12 protein-coding genes are annotated in these 18,184 nt (G+C 59.9%); all 12 read left to right on the plus strand.

The genetic code is table 11. The annotated features are described in order from the left end of the window. The first annotated feature begins 40 nt into the window (after positions 1 to 40). Positions 41 to 1,105, plus strand: coding sequence for a pilus assembly protein PilM (locus BLS87_RS07225; RefSeq protein WP_074751550.1), 1,065 nt, complete (start codon positions 41 to 43; stop codon positions 1,103 to 1,105). Further along, positions 1,105 to 1,671, plus strand: a complete 567-nt coding sequence (locus tag BLS87_RS07230; protein ID WP_074751552.1) for a PilN domain-containing protein — start codon at positions 1,105 to 1,107, stop codon at positions 1,669 to 1,671. The genes BLS87_RS07225 and BLS87_RS07230 overlap by 1 nt, the downstream gene beginning before the upstream one ends. Then, entirely contained in the window at positions 1,668 to 2,315 is a 648-nt protein-coding gene (pilO, locus tag BLS87_RS07235) for a type 4a pilus biogenesis protein PilO (protein ID WP_074751554.1), read from the plus strand. The genes BLS87_RS07230 and pilO overlap by 4 nt, the downstream gene beginning before the upstream one ends. After that, positions 2,312 to 2,839, plus strand: coding sequence for a type 4a pilus biogenesis lipoprotein PilP (gene pilP / locus BLS87_RS07240; protein WP_074751556.1), 528 nt, complete (start codon positions 2,312 to 2,314; stop codon positions 2,837 to 2,839). The genes pilO and pilP overlap by 4 nt, the downstream gene beginning before the upstream one ends. A gap of 53 nt (positions 2,840 to 2,892) precedes the next feature. Further along, positions 2,893 to 4,983, plus strand: a complete 2,091-nt coding sequence (locus BLS87_RS07245; protein WP_074751558.1) for a type IV pilus secretin PilQ — start codon at positions 2,893 to 2,895, stop codon at positions 4,981 to 4,983. 4 nt (positions 4,984 to 4,987) lie between these two features. Next, positions 4,988 to 5,506 carry a shikimate kinase AroK gene (gene aroK / locus BLS87_RS07250; RefSeq protein WP_074751560.1) on the plus strand — a complete coding sequence of 173 codons (519 nt, stop codon included), beginning with the start codon at positions 4,988 to 4,990 and terminating at the stop codon, positions 5,504 to 5,506. 129 nt (positions 5,507 to 5,635) lie between these two features. After that, entirely contained in the window at positions 5,636 to 6,739 is a 1,104-nt protein-coding gene (aroB, locus tag BLS87_RS07255) for a 3-dehydroquinate synthase (RefSeq protein WP_074751562.1), read from the plus strand. Between the two features lie 10 nt (positions 6,740 to 6,749). Further along, positions 6,750 to 8,366: an AAA family ATPase gene (locus BLS87_RS07260; protein WP_074751564.1), complete on the plus strand. Its 1,617-nt coding sequence runs from the start codon at positions 6,750 to 6,752 to the stop codon at positions 8,364 to 8,366. Between the two features lie 359 nt (positions 8,367 to 8,725). Further along, positions 8,726 to 13,171, plus strand: a complete 4,446-nt coding sequence (gltB, locus tag BLS87_RS07270; RefSeq protein WP_074751566.1) for a glutamate synthase large subunit — start codon at positions 8,726 to 8,728, stop codon at positions 13,169 to 13,171. A gap of 122 nt (positions 13,172 to 13,293) precedes the next feature. Beyond that, on the plus strand, positions 13,294 to 14,712 hold the full coding sequence (locus BLS87_RS07275) for an FAD-dependent oxidoreductase (RefSeq protein WP_074751568.1): 1,419 nt from the start codon (positions 13,294 to 13,296) through the stop codon (positions 14,710 to 14,712). A 163-nt stretch (positions 14,713 to 14,875) separates the two neighbouring features. Further along, positions 14,876 to 16,405 (plus strand): amidase family protein, encoded by a 1,530-nt coding sequence (locus tag BLS87_RS07280; RefSeq protein ID WP_074751570.1) that lies wholly within the window; start codon positions 14,876 to 14,878, stop codon positions 16,403 to 16,405. Between the two features lie 172 nt (positions 16,406 to 16,577). Then, complete coding sequence (locus BLS87_RS07285; RefSeq protein WP_074751572.1) at positions 16,578 to 18,128, plus strand: amidase family protein; 1,551 nt, start codon at positions 16,578 to 16,580, stop codon at positions 18,126 to 18,128. Positions 18,129 to 18,184 lie beyond the last annotated feature (56 nt).

Below are 18,184 nucleotides of genomic sequence, written 5' to 3' on the forward strand. Positions count from 1 at the left end.
AAAATATCCGTAAGTGACGGAAACGCATAGGGAATCGGTTGTGTTCGAACTCTTCAGTAAGAAGGCCAATACCCTTCTAGGGATCGATATTAGCTCCACCTCGGTAAAACTCCTTGAATTGAGTCGTTCCGGTACCCGCTACAAGGTCGAGTCTTACGCGGTAGAACCGCTCCCCGCCAATGCGGTGGTCGAAAAGAACATTGCCGAGCTTGAAGGGGTCGGCAATGCGTTGACGCGCGTGCTGGTCAAGGCCAAGAGCAACGTCAAAATCGCGGCGGTCGCCGTCGCGGGTTCGGCAGTGATTACCAAGACTATCGAGATGGACGCCGGCCTTTCCGACGACGAGATGGAGAACCAGCTCAAGATCGAGGCCGACCAGTACATTCCCTATCCGCTGGAAGAAGTCGCCATCGACTTCGAGGTGCAAGGATACTCGGCGCGCAACCCAGAGCGCGTTGAAGTCCTGCTGGCCGCCTGCCGCAAGGAAAACGTCGAAGTGCGCGAAGCAGCCCTGGCGCTGGCCGGTCTGACGGCGCGCGTGGTCGATGTCGAAGCCTATGCGCTGGAGCGCTCCTTTGGCCTGCTCTCGGCTCAGCTTGGGCAGGATCACGAACAATTGACCGTGGCCGTCATCGACATCGGCGCGACCATGACCACCCTCAGCGTGCTGCACAACGGCCGCATCATCTATACCCGCGAGCAACTGTTCGGCGGGCGGCAGCTGACCGAGGAAATCCAGCGTCGCTACGGCTTGTCGGTGGGCGAAGCGGGGCTTGCGAAGAAGCAGGGCGGCCTGCCGGATGACTATGTGCGTGAAGTCCTGCAACCCTTCAAGGACGCCGTGGTTCAGCAGGTTTCCCGCTCGCTGCAATTCTTCTTCGCGGCCGGCCAGTACAACCGTGTCGACTACATCATGCTGGCGGGCGGGACGGCGTCCATTGCCGGTCTTGATCGCTTGATCCAGGAGCGCCTGGGCACGCCAACCATGGTGGCTAACCCCTTTGCCGACATGGCATTGAGCGCCAAGGTCAACGCCGGTGCGCTGGCCAGTGATGCGCCAGCATTGATGATCGCGTGCGGTCTTGCTTTGAGGAGCTTCGACTGATGGCACGGATCAACTTACTCCCTTGGCGTGAACAGCAGCGCGAAGAGCGCAAAAAACGCTTTTTGATAGCGCTCGTCGGCGTATTGGTGGCCGGTATCGGCGCTATTTTGCTGGCTGATCAATATTTGAGCAGCGCTATCAGTCATCAGAATGCTCGCAACCAGTTCATCAAGACTGAAATCGTTCAGCTCGATGCGCGCATCAAAGAGATCGGTGAGCTGAAGGCGCGTCGCAAGCAACTGCTGGAGCGGATGAAGATCATTCAAGACCTTCAAGGCAATCGGCCGATCATTGGCCGTATCTTCGATCAACTGGCCCGTACACTTCCGGACGGCGTGTATTTCAGCCAAGTGAAGATGACCGACAAGTTGATCAGCATCGCCGGTGCGGCCGAATCGAACAACCGCGTATCGGACCTGCTGCGCAATCTGGACGCGTCCGATTGGCTTGAAGCGCCCAGTCTGACAGAGGTGAAGGCCAATACCGCAGGGGCGGTCGATCAGTCCAACACCTTCCAGTTGACCGTGCGTCAGACTCAGCCGGCTGTCGATGGAGTCAAGCCATGAATGTGAATGAATGGCTGGACGGCCTGCGCAAGGTCGACGTCAACGACCTGGATTTCAATAACGTCGGTTCCTGGCCCGCAGCGCTGAAAACCATTGCTGGCGCGTTGCTGTTGGTCCTGGTGCTGGCCGGTGGTTACTTTTTCTACATTCAGGACATGCAGGCGCAACTGGATCAGGCGCGTACCGATGAAGTCACGCTGAAGGAGCAGTTCTCCAACAAGGCCTTTCAAGCGGCGAACCTGACGGCTTACAAGACCCAGATGGTGGAGATGGAAAACACCTTCGGCGCCTTGTTAAGGCAGTTGCCCAGCGACACTGAAGTGCCGGGTTTGCTCGAAGACATCACGCGTACGGGGCTTGGAAGCGGTCTGGAGTTCGAAGAGATCAAGCTGCTGCCTGAAGCGGCTCAGCAGTTCTACATCGAATTGCCGATCCAGATCACCGTCACGGGCGCTTACCACGACTTGGCGACCTTCGTCAGTGGTGTGGCGAGCCTGCCACGCATCGTTACCCTGCACGATTTCGAGATCAAGCCGGTGGACGCCAAGTCTCCCGGGAAACTGCGTATGAGCATTCTCGCCAAAACCTATCGCTACAACGACAAGGGACTTCAGAGCACTGACAACAAGGGACCCGCGAAATGAGGACCGTGCATTGGTTGTGCATCGGCGTCACGTTGATGGCGTTGGCGGGTTGTGACGGTTCTGGTGATTTCGACGATCTGAAGCAGTTCATGGCCGAGGTACGCGCCCGTCCGGTCGGCAACATCGAGCCCATGCCCAAGTTTCGTCCCTATGAAGCGTTCACGTATGCCGCGTCGAGTCTGCGCAGTCCGTTTCAGCCGCCGATCAAGGTCGATCTGGTGAACCGGCAGAAAGGCTCGCGTCTGGTTCAGCCGGATCCAACACGGGTCAAGCAGTTCCTGGAAGGCTTCAACATCGATGGTTTCGAAATGGTCGGCACATTGAGCAATGAAACCGGTATGTTCGCGTTGCTGCGCGGCGCCGGTGGTGTGCACCGGGTCAAGGTCGGTGACTATCTGGGTCGCAATGACGGCCGGATCGTCAGCATCACCGAGTCGGCGGTGCAGGTGATAGAAATCGTGCCTGATGGAGAGGGGGCGTGGCTGGAGCGGCCGCGAAGCATTTCCCTTAAAGAGCGCTCATGAAGACGACAAGCAAGCGAAACACCTTCGGATCTGCACAGTGGTGGAATGTAAACATGACTAGGATTCTTTCAATGATCGGCGTGTCGCTATGGATGGCGATGCTTTCACCGATTCTCCAGGCGGCCAACCTCAAGACGCTGGATGTCGCTGCATTGCCGGGGGATCGGGTCGAGTTGAAACTGTCCTTCGACGGTCCGGTGGCCGCGCCGCGTGGTTACACCACGGAGCAACCGGCGCGTATCGCGCTGGACCTGCCCGGCGTGACCAATCAGTTGGCAATCAAGAGTCGCGACCTGGGTTCAGGTAATGCGCACAGTGTCGTGGTGGTCGAGGCCAAGGATCGCACCCGCGTGATCATCAACCTCACCACTCTGGCGCCTTACAGCTCACGGGTCGAAGGGAACAACCTGTTTGTGGTGGTCGGTCAGGGTGCCGCTGCCGCACAAGGTTCGCAGCCGAGCACGGCGTTGGGCGCTCCTCGGGTTGGCGTGCCGCCAGCGCCGACTCAGGCGGCCCAGCCCAAGCCAGCGCCACGCGCTTACGCACCGGGCCCGCGCTCGGTGAAAAATGTCGATTTTCAGCGCGGTGAGCTGGGCGAGGGTAACGTCGTCATCGAGCTGAGCGATCCGGGCATTGCGCCGGACATTCAGGAGCAGGGCGGCAAGATCCGTGTCGACTTCGCCAAGACGCAGCTGCCTGATCCGCTGCGCGTACGTCTGGATGTGAAGGACTTTGCTACCCCGGTTCAGTTCGTCAACTCCAGTGTCACGGGCGACAAGACCAGTATTTCCATCGAGCCTTCCGGTGCGTTCGACTATTCGGCGTACCAGACCGATAACAAGCTGACCATCAGCGTACGTCCGCTCACCAACGAGGACGTGCAGCGTCGTAACGCCGAAAAGCTCGTGTACACCGGCGAGAAGCTGTCCCTGAACTTCCAGGACATCGATGTTCGCTCTGTATTGCAGCTGATCGCTGACTTCACCAACCTCAACCTGGTCGCCAGCGACACTGTTCAGGGCGGCATTACCTTACGTCTGCAGAACGTGCCGTGGGATCAGGCGCTGGATCTGGTGCTCAAGACCAAAGGCCTGGACAAGCGCAAAGTCGGCAATGTGTTGCTGGTGGCGCCTGCGGACGAAATCGCTGCCCGCGAGCGTCAGGAACTGGAGTCGCTGAAGCAGATTTCTGAGCTGGCGCCTCTGCGTCGCGAGCTGCTGCAGGTCAACTACGCCAAGGCTGCTGACATTGCCAAGCTGTTCCAGTCCGTGACCAGCGGCGATTCCAAGACCGACGAGCGGGGTTCGATCACGGTCGACGATCGCACTAACAACATCATTGCCTATCAGACCCAGGATCGCCTGGACGAACTGCGCCGTATCGTCTCCCAGCTGGACATTCCGGTGCGTCAGGTGATGATCGAAGCGCGCATCGTCGAAGCCAACGTCGATTACGACAAGGCGTTGGGCGTGCGTTGGGGTGGTTCGAGTACCCACGGCAACTTCACCTCCGGTGGTGCGGGCACGGTGACTGGCGTGGGCAACACCAACGGGCCGTATGTCGACATGGGCGTGGCCGATCCGACGTCGTCGATTGGTCTGGGCTTCCTGACCAACAACACGATTCTGGATCTCGAGTTGTCGGCCATGGAAAAAACCGGCAACGGTGAGGTGGTGTCGCAGCCCAAAGTCGTGACCTCGGACAAGGAAACCGCGAAGATCCTGAAAGGTACGGAAGTGCCGTATCAGGAAGCCAGCTCCAGTGGCGCGACGTCGGTGTCGTTCAAAGAAGCCTCGCTGTCGCTTGAAGTAACGCCGCAGATCACGCCGGACAACCGCATCATCATGGAGGTGAAAGTCACCAAGGATGAGCCTGACTACGTGAACACGGTGCTCGGCGTGCCGCCGATCAAGAAAAACGAGGTCAACGCCAAGGTCCTGGTTGCAGATGGCGAAACCATCGTAATTGGTGGTGTGTTCTCGAATACGCAGAGTAAAGTCGTCGACAAGGTGCCATTTTTGGGCGATGTGCCGTATGTTGGCCGCCTTTTCCGGCGGGATGTGGTCTCGGAGAAAAAATCCGAGCTGTTGGTGTTCCTCACTCCGCGTATCATGAACAACCAGGCGATTGCTGTGAGTCGTTGATTCTGTGCGAAATTTAATACTTGTGGGACCGATGGGGGCTGGCAAGAGCACCATCGGTCGTCTGCTGGCCAAAGAGCTTCGACTGCCGTTCAAGGATTCCGACAAGGAAATCGAACTGCGAACGGGCGCCAATATCCCGTGGATCTTCGACAAGGAAGGTGAAGCGGGCTTTCGTGATCGCGAACAAGCCATGATTGCCGAGCTCTGCGCCTTTGACGGCGTGGTGCTGGCGACCGGCGGTGGCGCAGTCATGCGTGAAGAGAACCGTCGTGCGCTGCATGCCGGCGGGCGCGTGGTGTATCTCCACGCCTCAGTGGCGCAGCAAGTGGGGCGCACTTCCCGTGATCGCAACCGGCCTCTGTTGCGTACCGCCGATCCGGCGCGGGTGCTGCGTGAGCTGCTGGCCATTCGCGATCCGCTGTATCGGGAAATCGCCGATGTCATCATCGAAACCGATGAGCGGCCGCCACGCATGGTCGTTCTTGACATCCTTGCGCTGTTGGCCGAGCTTCCTCCCCGTTAAAGCGCAGGCAGAAATGCGCTATCCTCGGCGACCATAAAAAGCGGGGCCGCCAAATGGCCTTGCGCCGTGGTCCGTATCGACGCCCATGCGTCGAACAGGCATCCAATTGTTAGAACAGTGTGGGGACACATGCAGACACTCAAGGTCGAGCTCGGCGAGCGCAGCTACCCGATTCACATTGGCGAAGGCTTGTTGGATCGGCCCGAACTGCTCAAGCCCTACATTGCCGGCAAGCAAGTGGCGATCGTTTCCAATGCCACCGTTGCGCCGCTGTACATGGAGCGCCTGACTCAAGCGCTCGCCGGTTACAACGTCCTGCCAATCGTCCTGCCCGACGGCGAAGCCTTCAAGAACTGGGAAACCCTGCAGCTGATCTTCGACGCCCTGCTGACCGCGCGCCACGACCGTCGCACGACCGTGATTGCGCTGGGTGGCGGTGTGATCGGCGACATGGCGGGTTTTGCCGCCGCCTGTTATCAGCGCGGCGTAGATTTCATTCAGGTTCCGACCACACTGCTGTCTCAAGTCGACTCCTCCGTGGGCGGCAAGACCGGGATCAACCATCCGCTGGGCAAGAACATGGTGGGCGCGTTCTATCAGCCGAACGCTGTGCTCATCGACACCGCGTCGCTGAACACCCTGCCTGAACGCGAGCTGTCGGCCGGGCTTGCCGAGGTCATCAAATACGGTCTGATTTGTGACGAACCGTTCCTGACGTGGCTCGAAGAGAATGTGGACAGGCTGCGCGGTCTGGATCAAGTCGCGCTGACCACTGCCATCGAGCGCTCCTGTGCGGCCAAGGCTGCGGTCGTGGGCGCGGATGAACGCGAGTCGGGCGTGCGCGCCACCTTGAATCTGGGGCATACGTTCGGCCACGCCATCGAAACCCACATGGGTTACGGGGTCTGGCTGCATGGCGAAGCCGTAGCTGCGGGTACGGTGATGGCGCTGGAGATGTCGGCGCGGCTTGGCTGGATCAGCGAACAGGAACGAGACCGTGGTATCCGTCTGTTTCAGCGTGCCGGCTTGCCGGTGGTTCCGCCTGAAGACATGACGCCTGAGCATTTCCTCGAGCACATGGCGGTGGACAAGAAGGTGATCGATGGTCGTCTGCGCCTGGTGCTGCTGCGCCGGATGGGTGAAGCAGTGGTGACTGACGAATATCCAAAAGAAGTACTACAGGCCACACTGGTCGCGGACTACCGCGCCTTGGTGGATCAGCTTAGAGGTTAATGAAAAATCCATGACTAGTTTGCACGCCGATGAGGCCTTCCTCGGTCATTACCAATTGAGTCATGACCCCTTTGCCACGCGGGTCCCCGGCTTCAAGTTTTTCCCTGCCCAGCGCAAACCCGTGCTGGGGCAACTGCACCATCTCGCCCGCTACAGCCAGTTGCTGTTGCTGGTCACCGGGCCTCACGGCAGCGGCAAGACCTTGCTGCGCCAGGCGTTGGTCGCGAGCACGAACAAGCAGTCTGTGCAGAGCGTGGTGGTTTCCGCCCGTGGTGCCGGTGACGCATCGGGTGTGCTGCGCCAGGTGGCTCAGGCCCTGAATGTCGCCCAGCCCGAAATGAAAGCCATTCTGTCGCAGGTCGTGCAACTGGCCCTGACCGGCCAGGAAGTCTACATCCTCGTGGACGATGCCGAACAACTGGGCGAATCCGCACTCGAAGCGTTGTTGGGATTGGCAGCGGGCACTCCGGAAGGGCGTCCGCACGTCTTCCTGTTCGGCGAGGCATCGATCATCGATCGTCTGGATCAGCTGTGCGCCGAGAGCGGCACTGAAGAAGAACGCTTCCACGTTATCGAGCTTGCACCGTATACCGAAGAAGAAACCCGTGAGTATCTGGCGCAGCGGCTGGATGGCGCTGGCCAAGGCATTGAAGTGTTCAGTGCCGAGCAGATTGCCGATATTCACGAGCAGTCCAATGGATGGCCGGGCGCGATCAACCAGGTCGCGCGCGATTCGATGATCGAAGCCATGATCGCCAGCCGCTCTGCGGTCAAGCGTCCAAGTATGGGGTTCAAAATGCCTAAGAAACACGTGTTGGCTTTGGGTGGGGTTGTTGTTGCAGCGGTTTTGGCTGCCTGGTTGATTCCGGGTCGCAACAACGCGCCCGCGACAGCGCCCGCCAATTCCCAGGCACAACTGCCGCTGGGCCAGGGTCAGGCGCCTGCTCAGCAGTCGAACAATGGGGGGCCGGCCATCGAGTTCGCCGGGAACTCGCAGCCAATGCCGCTACCGTTGGTCGGCAACTCTCAGCCGGTCATGCGCGGCCCTCTGGCCGAAGCCGCAGGCTCGGGTGAGGGCGATGGCGAGGACGGTGGCCCAGCCGCCAACCAGTCGTTGCAGCCGCCGACCGTGACCACGACCGCGCCACCGGCCGGCGCCGCAGCGGGTCCTGCTCCAGCGATGGCGCAAACGCCAGTCCCGACGCCGCGTCCTGCACCGGCCGCCAAGCCTGCGCCAGCACCGGCACCTGCCGCAAAACCGGCACCGACTCAGGTCGCGACCGCCAAGCCAGCACCAGCACCTGCCGCCAAGCCGTCTGCCGCCGCTCCCGCTTCTGCCGGCGGCACGTGGTACGCAGGTCAGGCGCCGACTCACTACGTGGTGCAGATCCTCGGCACCAGCTCCGAAGCCACTGCTCAGAGCTACGTGAAAGAACAGGGCGCCGAGTACCGTTACTTCAAGAAAACCCTGCAGGGCAAGCCGCTGTACGTAGTGACTTACGGCAGTTTTGCAGACCGCAATGCGGCACTCGCCGCGATCAAAGTCTTGCCAGCGAAGGTTCAGGCTGGTAAACCTTGGCCTCGTACTGTCGGCAGTATCCAACAGGAACTCGCCGCAGCTCGCTAAGAACGCAGCGACCCTACCCGGGTCGCTCGGTTAGCTCCCCCGAATTTCCCGCATGAGCGTGCTGCCAACGAGCAGCGCGCCTTGTGGTGTCTGCGTCTCAGACACACATTGAATTTTGGGTTCTGTTTGGTCAGACTCGCAACAAAGCTCTGGCTAGCACGAGAATCGCTTTAAAACCTTTCATGAATGCGACATAAATTTGCGACGTTTCGTCGCTAAATTTGTGAGGTTTTGTGTCGGTGTGTACAATGACCTCCCTTTTGCTCCCGCAAAGCTGGCGTACGTTCAGCGTGGACGGTAAATGGTTGAATTGAAAAGAAATTTGTCTCGTTAAGAGGCAGCCTGGTGAGAATGTGTCTATGAAAGCAGGTCTGTACCATCCAGAAGAATTCAAGGATAACTGTGGTTTCGGCCTGATCGCCCATATGCAAGGCGAGCCCAGTCATCACCTGTTGCAGACGGCTATCGAAGCCCTGACCTGCATGACCCACCGTGGTGGGATCAACGCCGACGGCAAGACCGGTGACGGTTGCGGGCTGTTGATTCAAAAACCCGACATGTTTCTGCGCGCTGTGGCCAAAGAGCAATTCAGCGTCGAACTGCCGCGTCAGTATTGCGTGGGCATGGTGTTCCTCAACCAGGACGATGCCAAGGCGCAGGCTGCTCGCGAGAACATGAATCGCGAAATCCTGGCCGAGGGCCTGACCCTCATCGGCTGGCGCGAAGTGCCGATCGACACCAGTGTGCTGGGCCGTCTGGCGCTGGAGCGTCTGCCCAAGATCGAGCAAGTGTTTATCGGTGGCGAAGGCCTGAGCGATCAGGAATTCGCGATCAAGCTGTTCTGCGCCCGTCGCCGTTCGTCGGTGTCCAACGCCGCCGACACCGACCACTACATCTGCAGCTTTTCGCACAAGACCATCATCTACAAAGGCCTGATGATGCCGCGTGACCTCACGGCATTCTATCCAGACCTCAACGACGAGCGCCTGCAGACCGCGATCTGCGTGTTCCACCAGCGCTTCTCGACCAACACCCTGCCGAAATGGCCGCTGGCTCAGCCGTTCCGCTTCCTCGCCCACAACGGCGAGATCAACACCATCACCGGTAACCGCAACTGGGCGCAGGCGCGTCGCACCAAGTTCACCAACGAACTGATGGACCTCGACGAGCTGGGCCCGTTGGTCAACCGTGTCGGTTCGGACTCCTCGAGCATGGACAACATGCTGGAGCTGATGGTGACCGGCGGCATCGACCTGTTCCGCGGCGTGCGCATGCTCGTGCCACCTGCGTGGCAGAACGTTGAAACCATGGACCCGGATCTGCGGGCGTTCTATGAATTCAACTCCATGCACATGGAGCCGTGGGATGGCCCGGCCGGTATCGTGATGACCGAAGGTCGCCACGCCGTCTGCCTGCTCGACCGTAACGGTCTGCGTCCGGCGCGCTGGGTCACCACCAAGAACGGCTACATCACGCTGGCGTCCGAAATCGGCGTGTGGAACTACACCCCGGAAGACGTCATTGCCAAGGGCCGTGTGGGCCCGGGCCAGATCTTCGCCGTGGACACCGAGACCGGTCAGATCCTCGACACCGACGCCATCGACAGCCGTCTGAAGTCGCGCCACCCTTACAAGCAGTGGCTGCGCAAGAACGCGCTGCGTATCCAGGCCACCCTGGAAGATCACGATCACGGTTCGGCGTTCTACAACCCGGATCAGCTCAAGCAGTACATGAAGATGTTCCAGGTCACGTTCGAAGAGCGTGATCAGATGCTGCGTCCGCTGGGCGAGCAAGGTCAGGAAGCGGTCGGCTCCATGGGCGATGACACGCCGATGGCCGTGCTGTCGCGCCGTGTGCGCACGCCGTATGACTACTTCCGTCAGCAGTTCGCGCAGGTGACCAACCCGCCGATCGACCCGCTGCGTGAAGCCATCGTCATGTCGCTGGAAGTCTGCCTCGGTGCCGAGCGCAACATCTTCCAGGAGTCGCCAGAGCACGCCTCGCGCGTGATCCTGAGCTCGCCGGTCATTTCTCCGGCCAAATGGCGCTCGCTGATGAACCTGGATCGTCCAGGCTTCGACCGCGCGATCATCGACCTGAACTACGACGAGAGCATCGGCCTGGAAGCCGCCGTGCGTAACGTTGCTGATCAGGCTGAAGAGGCCGTGCGTTCAGGTCGTACCCAGATCGTGCTGAGCGACCGTCATATCGCGCCGGGCAAACTGCCTATTCACGCGTCGTTGGCCACCGGCGCGGTGCACCACCGCCTGACCGAAAAAGGCCTGCGTTGCGACAGCAACATTCTGGTCGAAACCGCGACGGCGCGTGACCCGCACCACTTCGCGGTACTGGTCGGCTTTGGTGCGTCCGCGGTGTATCCGTTCCTCGCCTATGAAGTGCTGGGTGACCTGATCCGCACCGGCGAAGTGCTGGGCGATCTGTACGAAGTCTTCAAGAACTACCGCAAAGGCATCACCAAGGGCCTGCTCAAGATTCTGTCGAAGATGGGCATCTCGACCATCGCGTCGTATCGCGGTGCGCAGCTGTTCGAGGCCATCGGTCTGTCCGAAGAAGTCTGCGACCTCAGCTTCCGTGGTGTGCCAAGCCGCATCAAGGGCGCACGGTTTGTCGACATCGAAGACGAGCAGAAGGCACTGGCCGGCGAAGCCTGGAGCCCGCGCAAGCCGATCCAGCAAGGCGGCCTGCTGAAGTTTGTCTACGGCGGCGAATACCACGCTTACAACCCTGACGTGGTGGCGACGTTGCAAGCGGCCGTGCAGCAGGGCGACTACAGCAAATTCAAGGAATACACCGCGCTGGTGGACAATCGTCCGGTGTCGATGATCCGCGACCTGTTCAAGGTCAAGGAGCTCGATACGCCGTTGTCGATTGACGACATCGAGCCGCTGGAAGCGATCCTCAAGCGTTTCGACTCGGCGGGTATCTCGCTGGGTGCGCTGTCGCCTGAAGCTCACGAAGCGCTGGCCGAAGCGATGAACCGTCTGGGGGCGCGCTCCAACTCCGGTGAGGGCGGCGAAGATCCGGCGCGCTACGGCACGATCCGCAGCTCCAAGATCAAGCAGATCGCAACCGGCCGCTTCGGTGTGACACCTGAATACCTGGTCAACGCCGATGTGCTGCAGATCAAGGTCGCTCAAGGCGCCAAGCCGGGCGAGGGCGGTCAATTGCCAGGCGGCAAGGTCAACGGCCTGATCGCCAAGCTGCGCTATGCAGTGCCGGGCGTGACCCTGATTTCGCCTCCGCCGCACCACGACATCTATTCCATCGAAGATTTGTCGCAGCTGATTTTTGACCTGAAACAGGTCAATCCGTCGGCGCTGGTCTCGGTCAAGCTGGTGGCAGAAGCGGGCGTCGGCACCATCGCTGCCGGTGTTGCCAAGGCTTATGCCGACCTGATCACCATCTCCGGTTACGACGGTGGTACGGGTGCGTCGCCGCTGTCGTCGATCAAGTACGCGGGCGCTCCGTGGGAAATCGGCCTGGCCGAAACCCACCAGACTCTGCGCGGCAACGACTTGCGCGGCAAGGTCCGGGTACAGACCGACGGTGGTCTGAAAACCGGTCTGGACGTGATCAAGGCAGCCATCCTCGGCGCTGAAAGCTTCGGCTTCGGCACGGCGCCAATGATCGCGCTGGGTTGCAAATACCTGCGTATCTGCCACCTGAACAACTGCGCGACCGGCGTGGCGACCCAGAACGACAAGCTGCGCAAGGATCACTACATCGGCACCGTCGACATGGTGATCAACTTCTTCACCTACGTGGCTGAAGAAACCCGCGAGTGGCTGGCCAAGCTGGGCGTGCGTTCGCTGGAACAACTGATCGGCCGTACCGACTTGCTGGACATCCTGCCGGGCGAGACCGCCAAGCAACAGCATCTGGACCTGACGCCTTTGCTGGGCAGCGATCACATTCCTGCCGACAAGCCTCAGTTCAGCCTGGTCGACCGCAACCCGCCGTTCGACAAAGGCCTGCTGGCCGAGAAGATGGTCGAGATGGCCAAGTCGGCCATCGAGTCCAAGTCCGGCGGCGACTACGCACTGGATATCTGCAACTGCGACCGTTCCATCGGCGCGCGGATTTCCGGCGAAATCGCCAAGCTGCACGGCAACCAGGGCATGAAAGACGCTCCGGTGACCTTCCGCTTCAAAGGCACCGCGGGTCAGAGCTTCGGTGTGTGGAACGCCGGTGGTCTGAACATGTACCTGGAAGGCGACGCCAACGACTACGTCGGTAAAGGCATGACCGCTGGCAAGCTGGTGATCGTGCCGCCTAAAGGCAGCCCGTTCAAAACCCAGGACAGCGCCATCATCGGCAACACCTGTCTGTACGGCGCCACGGGCGGCAAGCTTTTTGCTGCCGGAACCGCAGGCGAACGTTTCGCGGTGCGTAACTCTGGCGCCCATACCGTGGTGGAAGGCACTGGCGATCACTGCTGCGAATACATGACGGGCGGCTTCGTCTGCGTACTGGGCAAGACCGGCTACAACTTCGGCTCAGGCATGACCGGTGGTTTCGCCTACGTGCTGGATCAGGACAACACCTTCGTTGACCGGGTCAACCACGAACTGGTTGAAATTCAGCGCATCAGCGGCGAAGCGATGGAAGCCTATCGCAGCCATCTGGAGCGCGTGCTGGCCGAGTACGTGGCGGAAACCGATAGTGAGTGGGGCCGTAATCTCTGGGAAAACCTGGACGACTACCTGCGTCGCTTCTGGCTGGTGAAGCCTAAGGCTGCAAACCTGAAATCCTTGTTGTCCAGCACCCGCGCAAATCCGCAATAAGGGTAGCTGTCAGCGGCACGCTTCAAGCCGCAAGCTAACGGCAGCGCGCGAGTGCCTGCGAACATGATTTTCTTGCTGCTTCAAGCTTGGCGCTTGAAGCAGCAGTCAGGAGTTTTAACACCATGGCTGAACGTCTGAGTAACGACTTCCAGTTCATCGATGTCGGGCGCAAAGATCCGAAGAAGAAACTGTTGCGTCAACGCAAGAAAGAGTTCGTTGAAATCTACGAGCCCTTCAAGCCCCAGCAATCGGCTGATCAAGCCCACCGCTGCCTGGGTTGCGGTAACCCGTATTGCGAATGGAAGTGCCCGGTGCACAACTTCATTCCCAACTGGCTCAAGCTGGTGTCCGAGGGCAACATCCTCGCGGCGGCCGAGCTGTCGCACCAGACCAACACCCTGCCGGAAGTCTGCGGCCGCGTGTGCCCGCAGGACCGTCTGTGCGAAGGTGCGTGCACCCTCAACGACGGCTTCGGCGCGGTGACCATCGGTTCGGTGGAGAAATACATCACCGACACCGCGTTCGCCATGGGCTGGCGTCCGGACATGTCCCGGGTCGTGCCGACCGGCAAGCGTGTGGCCATCATTGGTGCAGGCCCTGCAGGTCTGGGCTGTGCCGACGTGCTGGTACGCGGTGGCGTGACCCCGGTCGTCTTCGACAAGAATCCGGAAATCGGCGGTCTGCTGACCTTCGGTATCCCGGAGTTCAAGCTCGAGAAGAGCGTGCTGAGCAACCGTCGCGAAGTCTTCACTGGCATGGGTATCGAGTTCCGTCTCAATACCGAAGTCGGCAAAGACATCACCGTCGAGCAGTTGCTGGAAGAGTACGACGCCGTGTTCATGGGCATGGGCACGTACACGTACATGAAGGGTGGCTTCCCGGGTGAAGACTTGCCGGGTGTACACGACGCGCTGGATTTCCTGATCGCCAACGTCAACCGCAATCTGGGCTTTGAAAAGTCGCCGGAAGACTTCGTCGACATGAAGGGCAAGAAAGTGGTCGTGCTGGGCGGTGGTGACACCGCGATGGACTGCAACCGCACGTCGATCCGTCAAGGCGCCAAGTCGGTCACCTGCGCTTATCGTCGTGACGAAGAAAACATGCCGGGCTCGCGCAAGGAAGTGAAAAACGCCAAGGAAGAAGGCGTGAAGTTCCTCTACAACCGTCAGCCGATCGCCATCGTGGGCGAGGACAAGGTTGAAGGCGTCAAGGTCGTCGAGACCCGTCTGGGCGAGCCTGATGCCCGTGGCCGTCGCAGCCCTGAGCCGATTCCGGGTTCCGAAGAGATCATCCCGGCCGACGCCGTGGTCATCGCGTTCGGTTTCCGTCCTAGCCCGGCGCCATGGTTCGAGCAGTTCAGCATCGACACCGACAGCCAAGGCCGCGTTGTTGCGCCAGAGCAAGGCAAGTTCAAGCACCAGACCAGCAACCCGAAGATCTTCGCCGGCGGCGACATGGTCCGGGGTTCCGACCTGGTGGTCACGGCAATCTTCGAAGGGCGCAATGCCGCTGAAGGTATCCTGGACTATCTGGGCGTCTGACGCGTGTGTCATCGGGGTGCGCTGCTTGACGGCGCGCCCCGTGCAAGCCTTCAGCTAATTCCTGCGCAGTACGCTTATTCCTCTGACATGCCGTTTCGTCTACCTAGCCTAAGCTCGCAAACGTCGCTCACATTCGAGCGCTTTCGACCAAGGACGGTAGATAATGAACGTATTCAAAACAGGGATGTTCCTTTCCCTTTTCAGTGCCCCCTGGGCATTCGCGGATGATCAGATTGCCGCCATCTTCGATGGCCCGGTATTTGGCTCGGTCATAGAAAGCCAGCCTGTCGATTTTCAGTCCAGCGTGGCGCTCCAGGCATTGATGAGCTCAGGCAGCCTGACCTCTGTAGAGCTGGTGACACATCTGCTTCGGCGCATCGATGCCCTCAACAACAAGGGCCCGCAGCTCAATGCAGTGATTGAAATCAATCCTGATGCCCTTGGCATCGCCGAGCAGTTGGATCAAGAACGCGCTGCGAACGTGAAGCGCGGTCCGTTGCACGGCATTCCGGTATTGGTTAAGGACAACTTCGATACCGCAGACAAGATGCAAACGACGGCGGGCTCACCGGCGCTAGTGGGCCCGGCACCGCAGCACGATGCGTTCGTGGTGAACAAGCTTCGAGAGGCCGGCGCGATCATTCTGGGCAAAGCCAACCTCAGCGAGTGGTCCGCTTTCCGGGGCGACAATATTCCCAACGGTTGGAGCGGCCGTGGCGGACAGACCCGTAATCCTCATGATCTGGCCAGCGAGGTTTGCGGTTCCAGTTCGGGGTCAGCGGTCGGCGTTGCCGCAGGATTTGCTCCAGTTTCAATCGGGACGGAAACCCATGGCTCGATCATCTGCCCGGCCAGCAAGAACGGTGTCGTGGGCGTGCGGCCCACCACCGGCTTGCTCAGCCGAGCAGGTGTGATCCCTATTTCCAGCCGCCAGGACACGCCCGGCCCGATGGCGCGGACCGTCACTGATGCTGCCCTTATGCTGACCGCCATGAGCGGCAAGGATGCGCGAGACAAGGCTACCTATGGTGTGCCCAATAATCCTGTGGACTATTTTTCCTACCTGAGAGCGGATGCCCTGCAAGGTAAGCGTCTGGGGTATCCGGTGAAGACGGTGGAAGGTCAATTCATGGACGATGATCCTGCATTTGAAACGATCAAAAAGCACTTGCGCCGGATCGGCGCGATACTGGTCCCGATTGATGTCCCTGCCAGTAATAGATACACAGAGTGGGAGTTGCTTCAGACGGATTTTGCCGCTGAACTCAACACTTACCTGCAAACCCGTCCCGGGCTGGATGTGCGCTCTATGAATGACATTGTCGCGTTCAATACCCGGCACCCCGGGGCTGAGAACTATGACCAGAACAACCTGATCAATTCATCGTCGATGGATATCGAGCAGCAGTTGTACTTCGAGGCGGCAACACAACTTCAGCGTACTCACCGCGAATTGATCGATGGGCTAATGGGAAAGTACGGGTTGGATGCGCTCATCGATTGGTCTGACAGGTCCTTCAACGGTTCAGGTGCCCTCGCGGGATATCCAGGCTTAACCTTGCCTGTAGGGGCCAACGAAAAAGGAATGCCGCTGGGCCTGTATTGGCTGTCCACCGCTTGGGACGAGGCGAGGTTGTTGAGCTTTGCTTATGCACTGGAGCAGGGATTGCCCGCAGGCAGGCAGGACTTGTAGGTAGGCGGGTGGCAGCATTGCAGGGGAAACGCCGGCTTTCACGAATCGCACAGCGGGTACTTACGCATCTGACATCCGTTGCTGAACGCGCCGCTATTCGGCGCCTTGCATCTTTCTAAACTCCCTGGTTTTCGCTCACTAACGAGCGTTTTCAACGAAAGGGATTTGATGGATGAAAACCACTGCACTGCTGCTCGCCCTGGTGATGGGTGGCCTGAATTGTGTTCATGCCGATGAGGAGCCGGAGCTGGACGGGCCGGTCTTCGCATCGCTGATTGCCCCCGACCCCAGCGATTTCGCATCAACGGTTCAATTGCAACAGCGCTTGGCTTCAGGCGAGTTGACGTCTGTGGCGCTGGTCCGGCAACTGTTGGCACGCATAGAGGCGTTGAACAAAAAAGGCCCGCGACTCAACGCTGTCATTGAAGTTAATCCCGATGCGCTGACGATCGCCGCGCACATGGACAAGGAGCGCGCCGAAGGCCGTGACCTCGGACCTCTTCACGGCGTGCCGGTATTGGTTAAAGATGTCTTCGACACGGCGGACAAGATGCAAACGTCTGCGGGTTCACTGGCAATGGTTGGCCAGCCTGCATCAAAGGATGCATTCGTGGTGCAACGTTTACGGGCGTCCGGCGCGATCATTCTCGGCAAATCGAATTTGAGCGAATGGTCTAACTTTCGCGGCCGAACCATTCCCCATGGCTGGAGTGGTCGCGGCGGGCAGACGCGCAATCCCCATAACCCCGACGCCACTACCTGCGGCTCAAGCTCGGGCTCGGCTGCGGCTGTAGCAGCGGGTTTCGTGCCTGTTTCTGTGGGCACGGAAACCAACGGTTCGATCATCTGCCCTGCCTTCAGAAATGGCGTCGTGGGGATTCGACCGACCGTGGGCCTTTTGAGCCGGGCGGGCGTCATTCCTATCTCCAGCCGTCAGGACACACCCGGACCGATGGCGCGCACGGTCACCGATGCCGCGCTCCTGCTCTCGGCGATGAGCGGTACGGACGCTCGGGACACCGCCACGTATCAGGTACCGAACGGGCCTGTCGACTATCACGCCTTGCTGGATCGGGATTCACTCAGAGGTGCGCGTCTGGGTTACCCCCTTTACGGTTTCGGGGGTGTTCCGATGCTGACCGATCCCGAGTTCATCCGGGTCGGCAAGATCCTCAAGGCAGCGGGCGCCACGCTGGTGCCCGTCCTGCTGGCCAATCCGGCCGAGGGCGCCTTTACCTGGCCGCTGCTGCAACTGGATTTCAAGCGCGAACTGGCGGTCTACCTTCAGACCCGATCCGGCCTGCCGGTCAGCACGCTGTCGGACATCATCGCGTTCAACGCCAGCAATCCGGGCGAGGAGAATTACGGTCAGGGCAACCTGGAACAGGCTCAACAGCAAAGCTTTTCACAGACCAGTTATTTCAGAATGACCAGTGCGCTCAAAAACAATAATCGGATGGCCATCGACAATGCGTTGCGCAACCACTCGCTGGACGCGCTGCTGGACCTGTCGAGTGGCGTGCTCAAATCCTACGGCGCGCGCGCGGGCTACCCAGGAATTACCGTGCCATCAGGTTTTGACGAAGATGGCGATCCTACGGGGCTGTACTTCTTCGGCACCGCCTGGAGTGAGGCGTCTCTGCTGTCCTTTGCCTATGCGTTCGAACAGGCGCTGAAGGACAGTTCGCCAGCTCAGCCGGCGCCTGAAGCCGCTGCGGGTTGATGCGACAAATCGCCCCCATAGACAAAAGGCGCGGTACTTACCGTGCCTTTTACGTC

It is taken from the genome of Pseudomonas abietaniphila, assembly GCF_900100795.1.
Taxonomy (GTDB): Bacteria; Pseudomonadota; Gammaproteobacteria; order Pseudomonadales; family Pseudomonadaceae; genus Aquipseudomonas; species Aquipseudomonas abietaniphila.

Bases quoted from the DNA above. Each gene is read 5' to 3' on its own strand.
- aroB (WP_074751562.1), top strand. From the start codon at position 5,636: ATGCAGACACTCAAGGTCGAGCTCGGCGAGCGCAGCTACCCGATTCAC.
- gltB (WP_074751566.1), top strand. From the start codon at position 8,726: ATGAAAGCAGGTCTGTACCATCCAGAAGAATTCAAGGATAACTGTGGT.
- BLS87_RS07245 (WP_074751558.1), top strand. From the start codon at position 2,893: ATGACTAGGATTCTTTCAATGATCGGCGTGTCGCTATGGATGGCGATG.
- BLS87_RS07285 (WP_074751572.1), top strand. From the start codon at position 16,578: ATGAAAACCACTGCACTGCTGCTCGCCCTGGTGATGGGTGGCCTGAAT.
- pilP (WP_074751556.1), top strand. From the start codon at position 2,312: ATGAGGACCGTGCATTGGTTGTGCATCGGCGTCACGTTGATGGCGTTG.
- BLS87_RS07280 (WP_074751570.1), top strand. From the start codon at position 14,876: ATGAACGTATTCAAAACAGGGATGTTCCTTTCCCTTTTCAGTGCCCCC.
- BLS87_RS07230 (WP_074751552.1), top strand. From the start codon at position 1,105: ATGGCACGGATCAACTTACTCCCTTGGCGTGAACAGCAGCGCGAAGAG.
- BLS87_RS07260 (WP_074751564.1), top strand. From the start codon at position 6,750: ATGACTAGTTTGCACGCCGATGAGGCCTTCCTCGGTCATTACCAATTG.
- BLS87_RS07275 (WP_074751568.1), top strand. From the start codon at position 13,294: ATGGCTGAACGTCTGAGTAACGACTTCCAGTTCATCGATGTCGGGCGC.
- pilO (WP_074751554.1), top strand. From the start codon at position 1,668: ATGAATGTGAATGAATGGCTGGACGGCCTGCGCAAGGTCGACGTCAAC.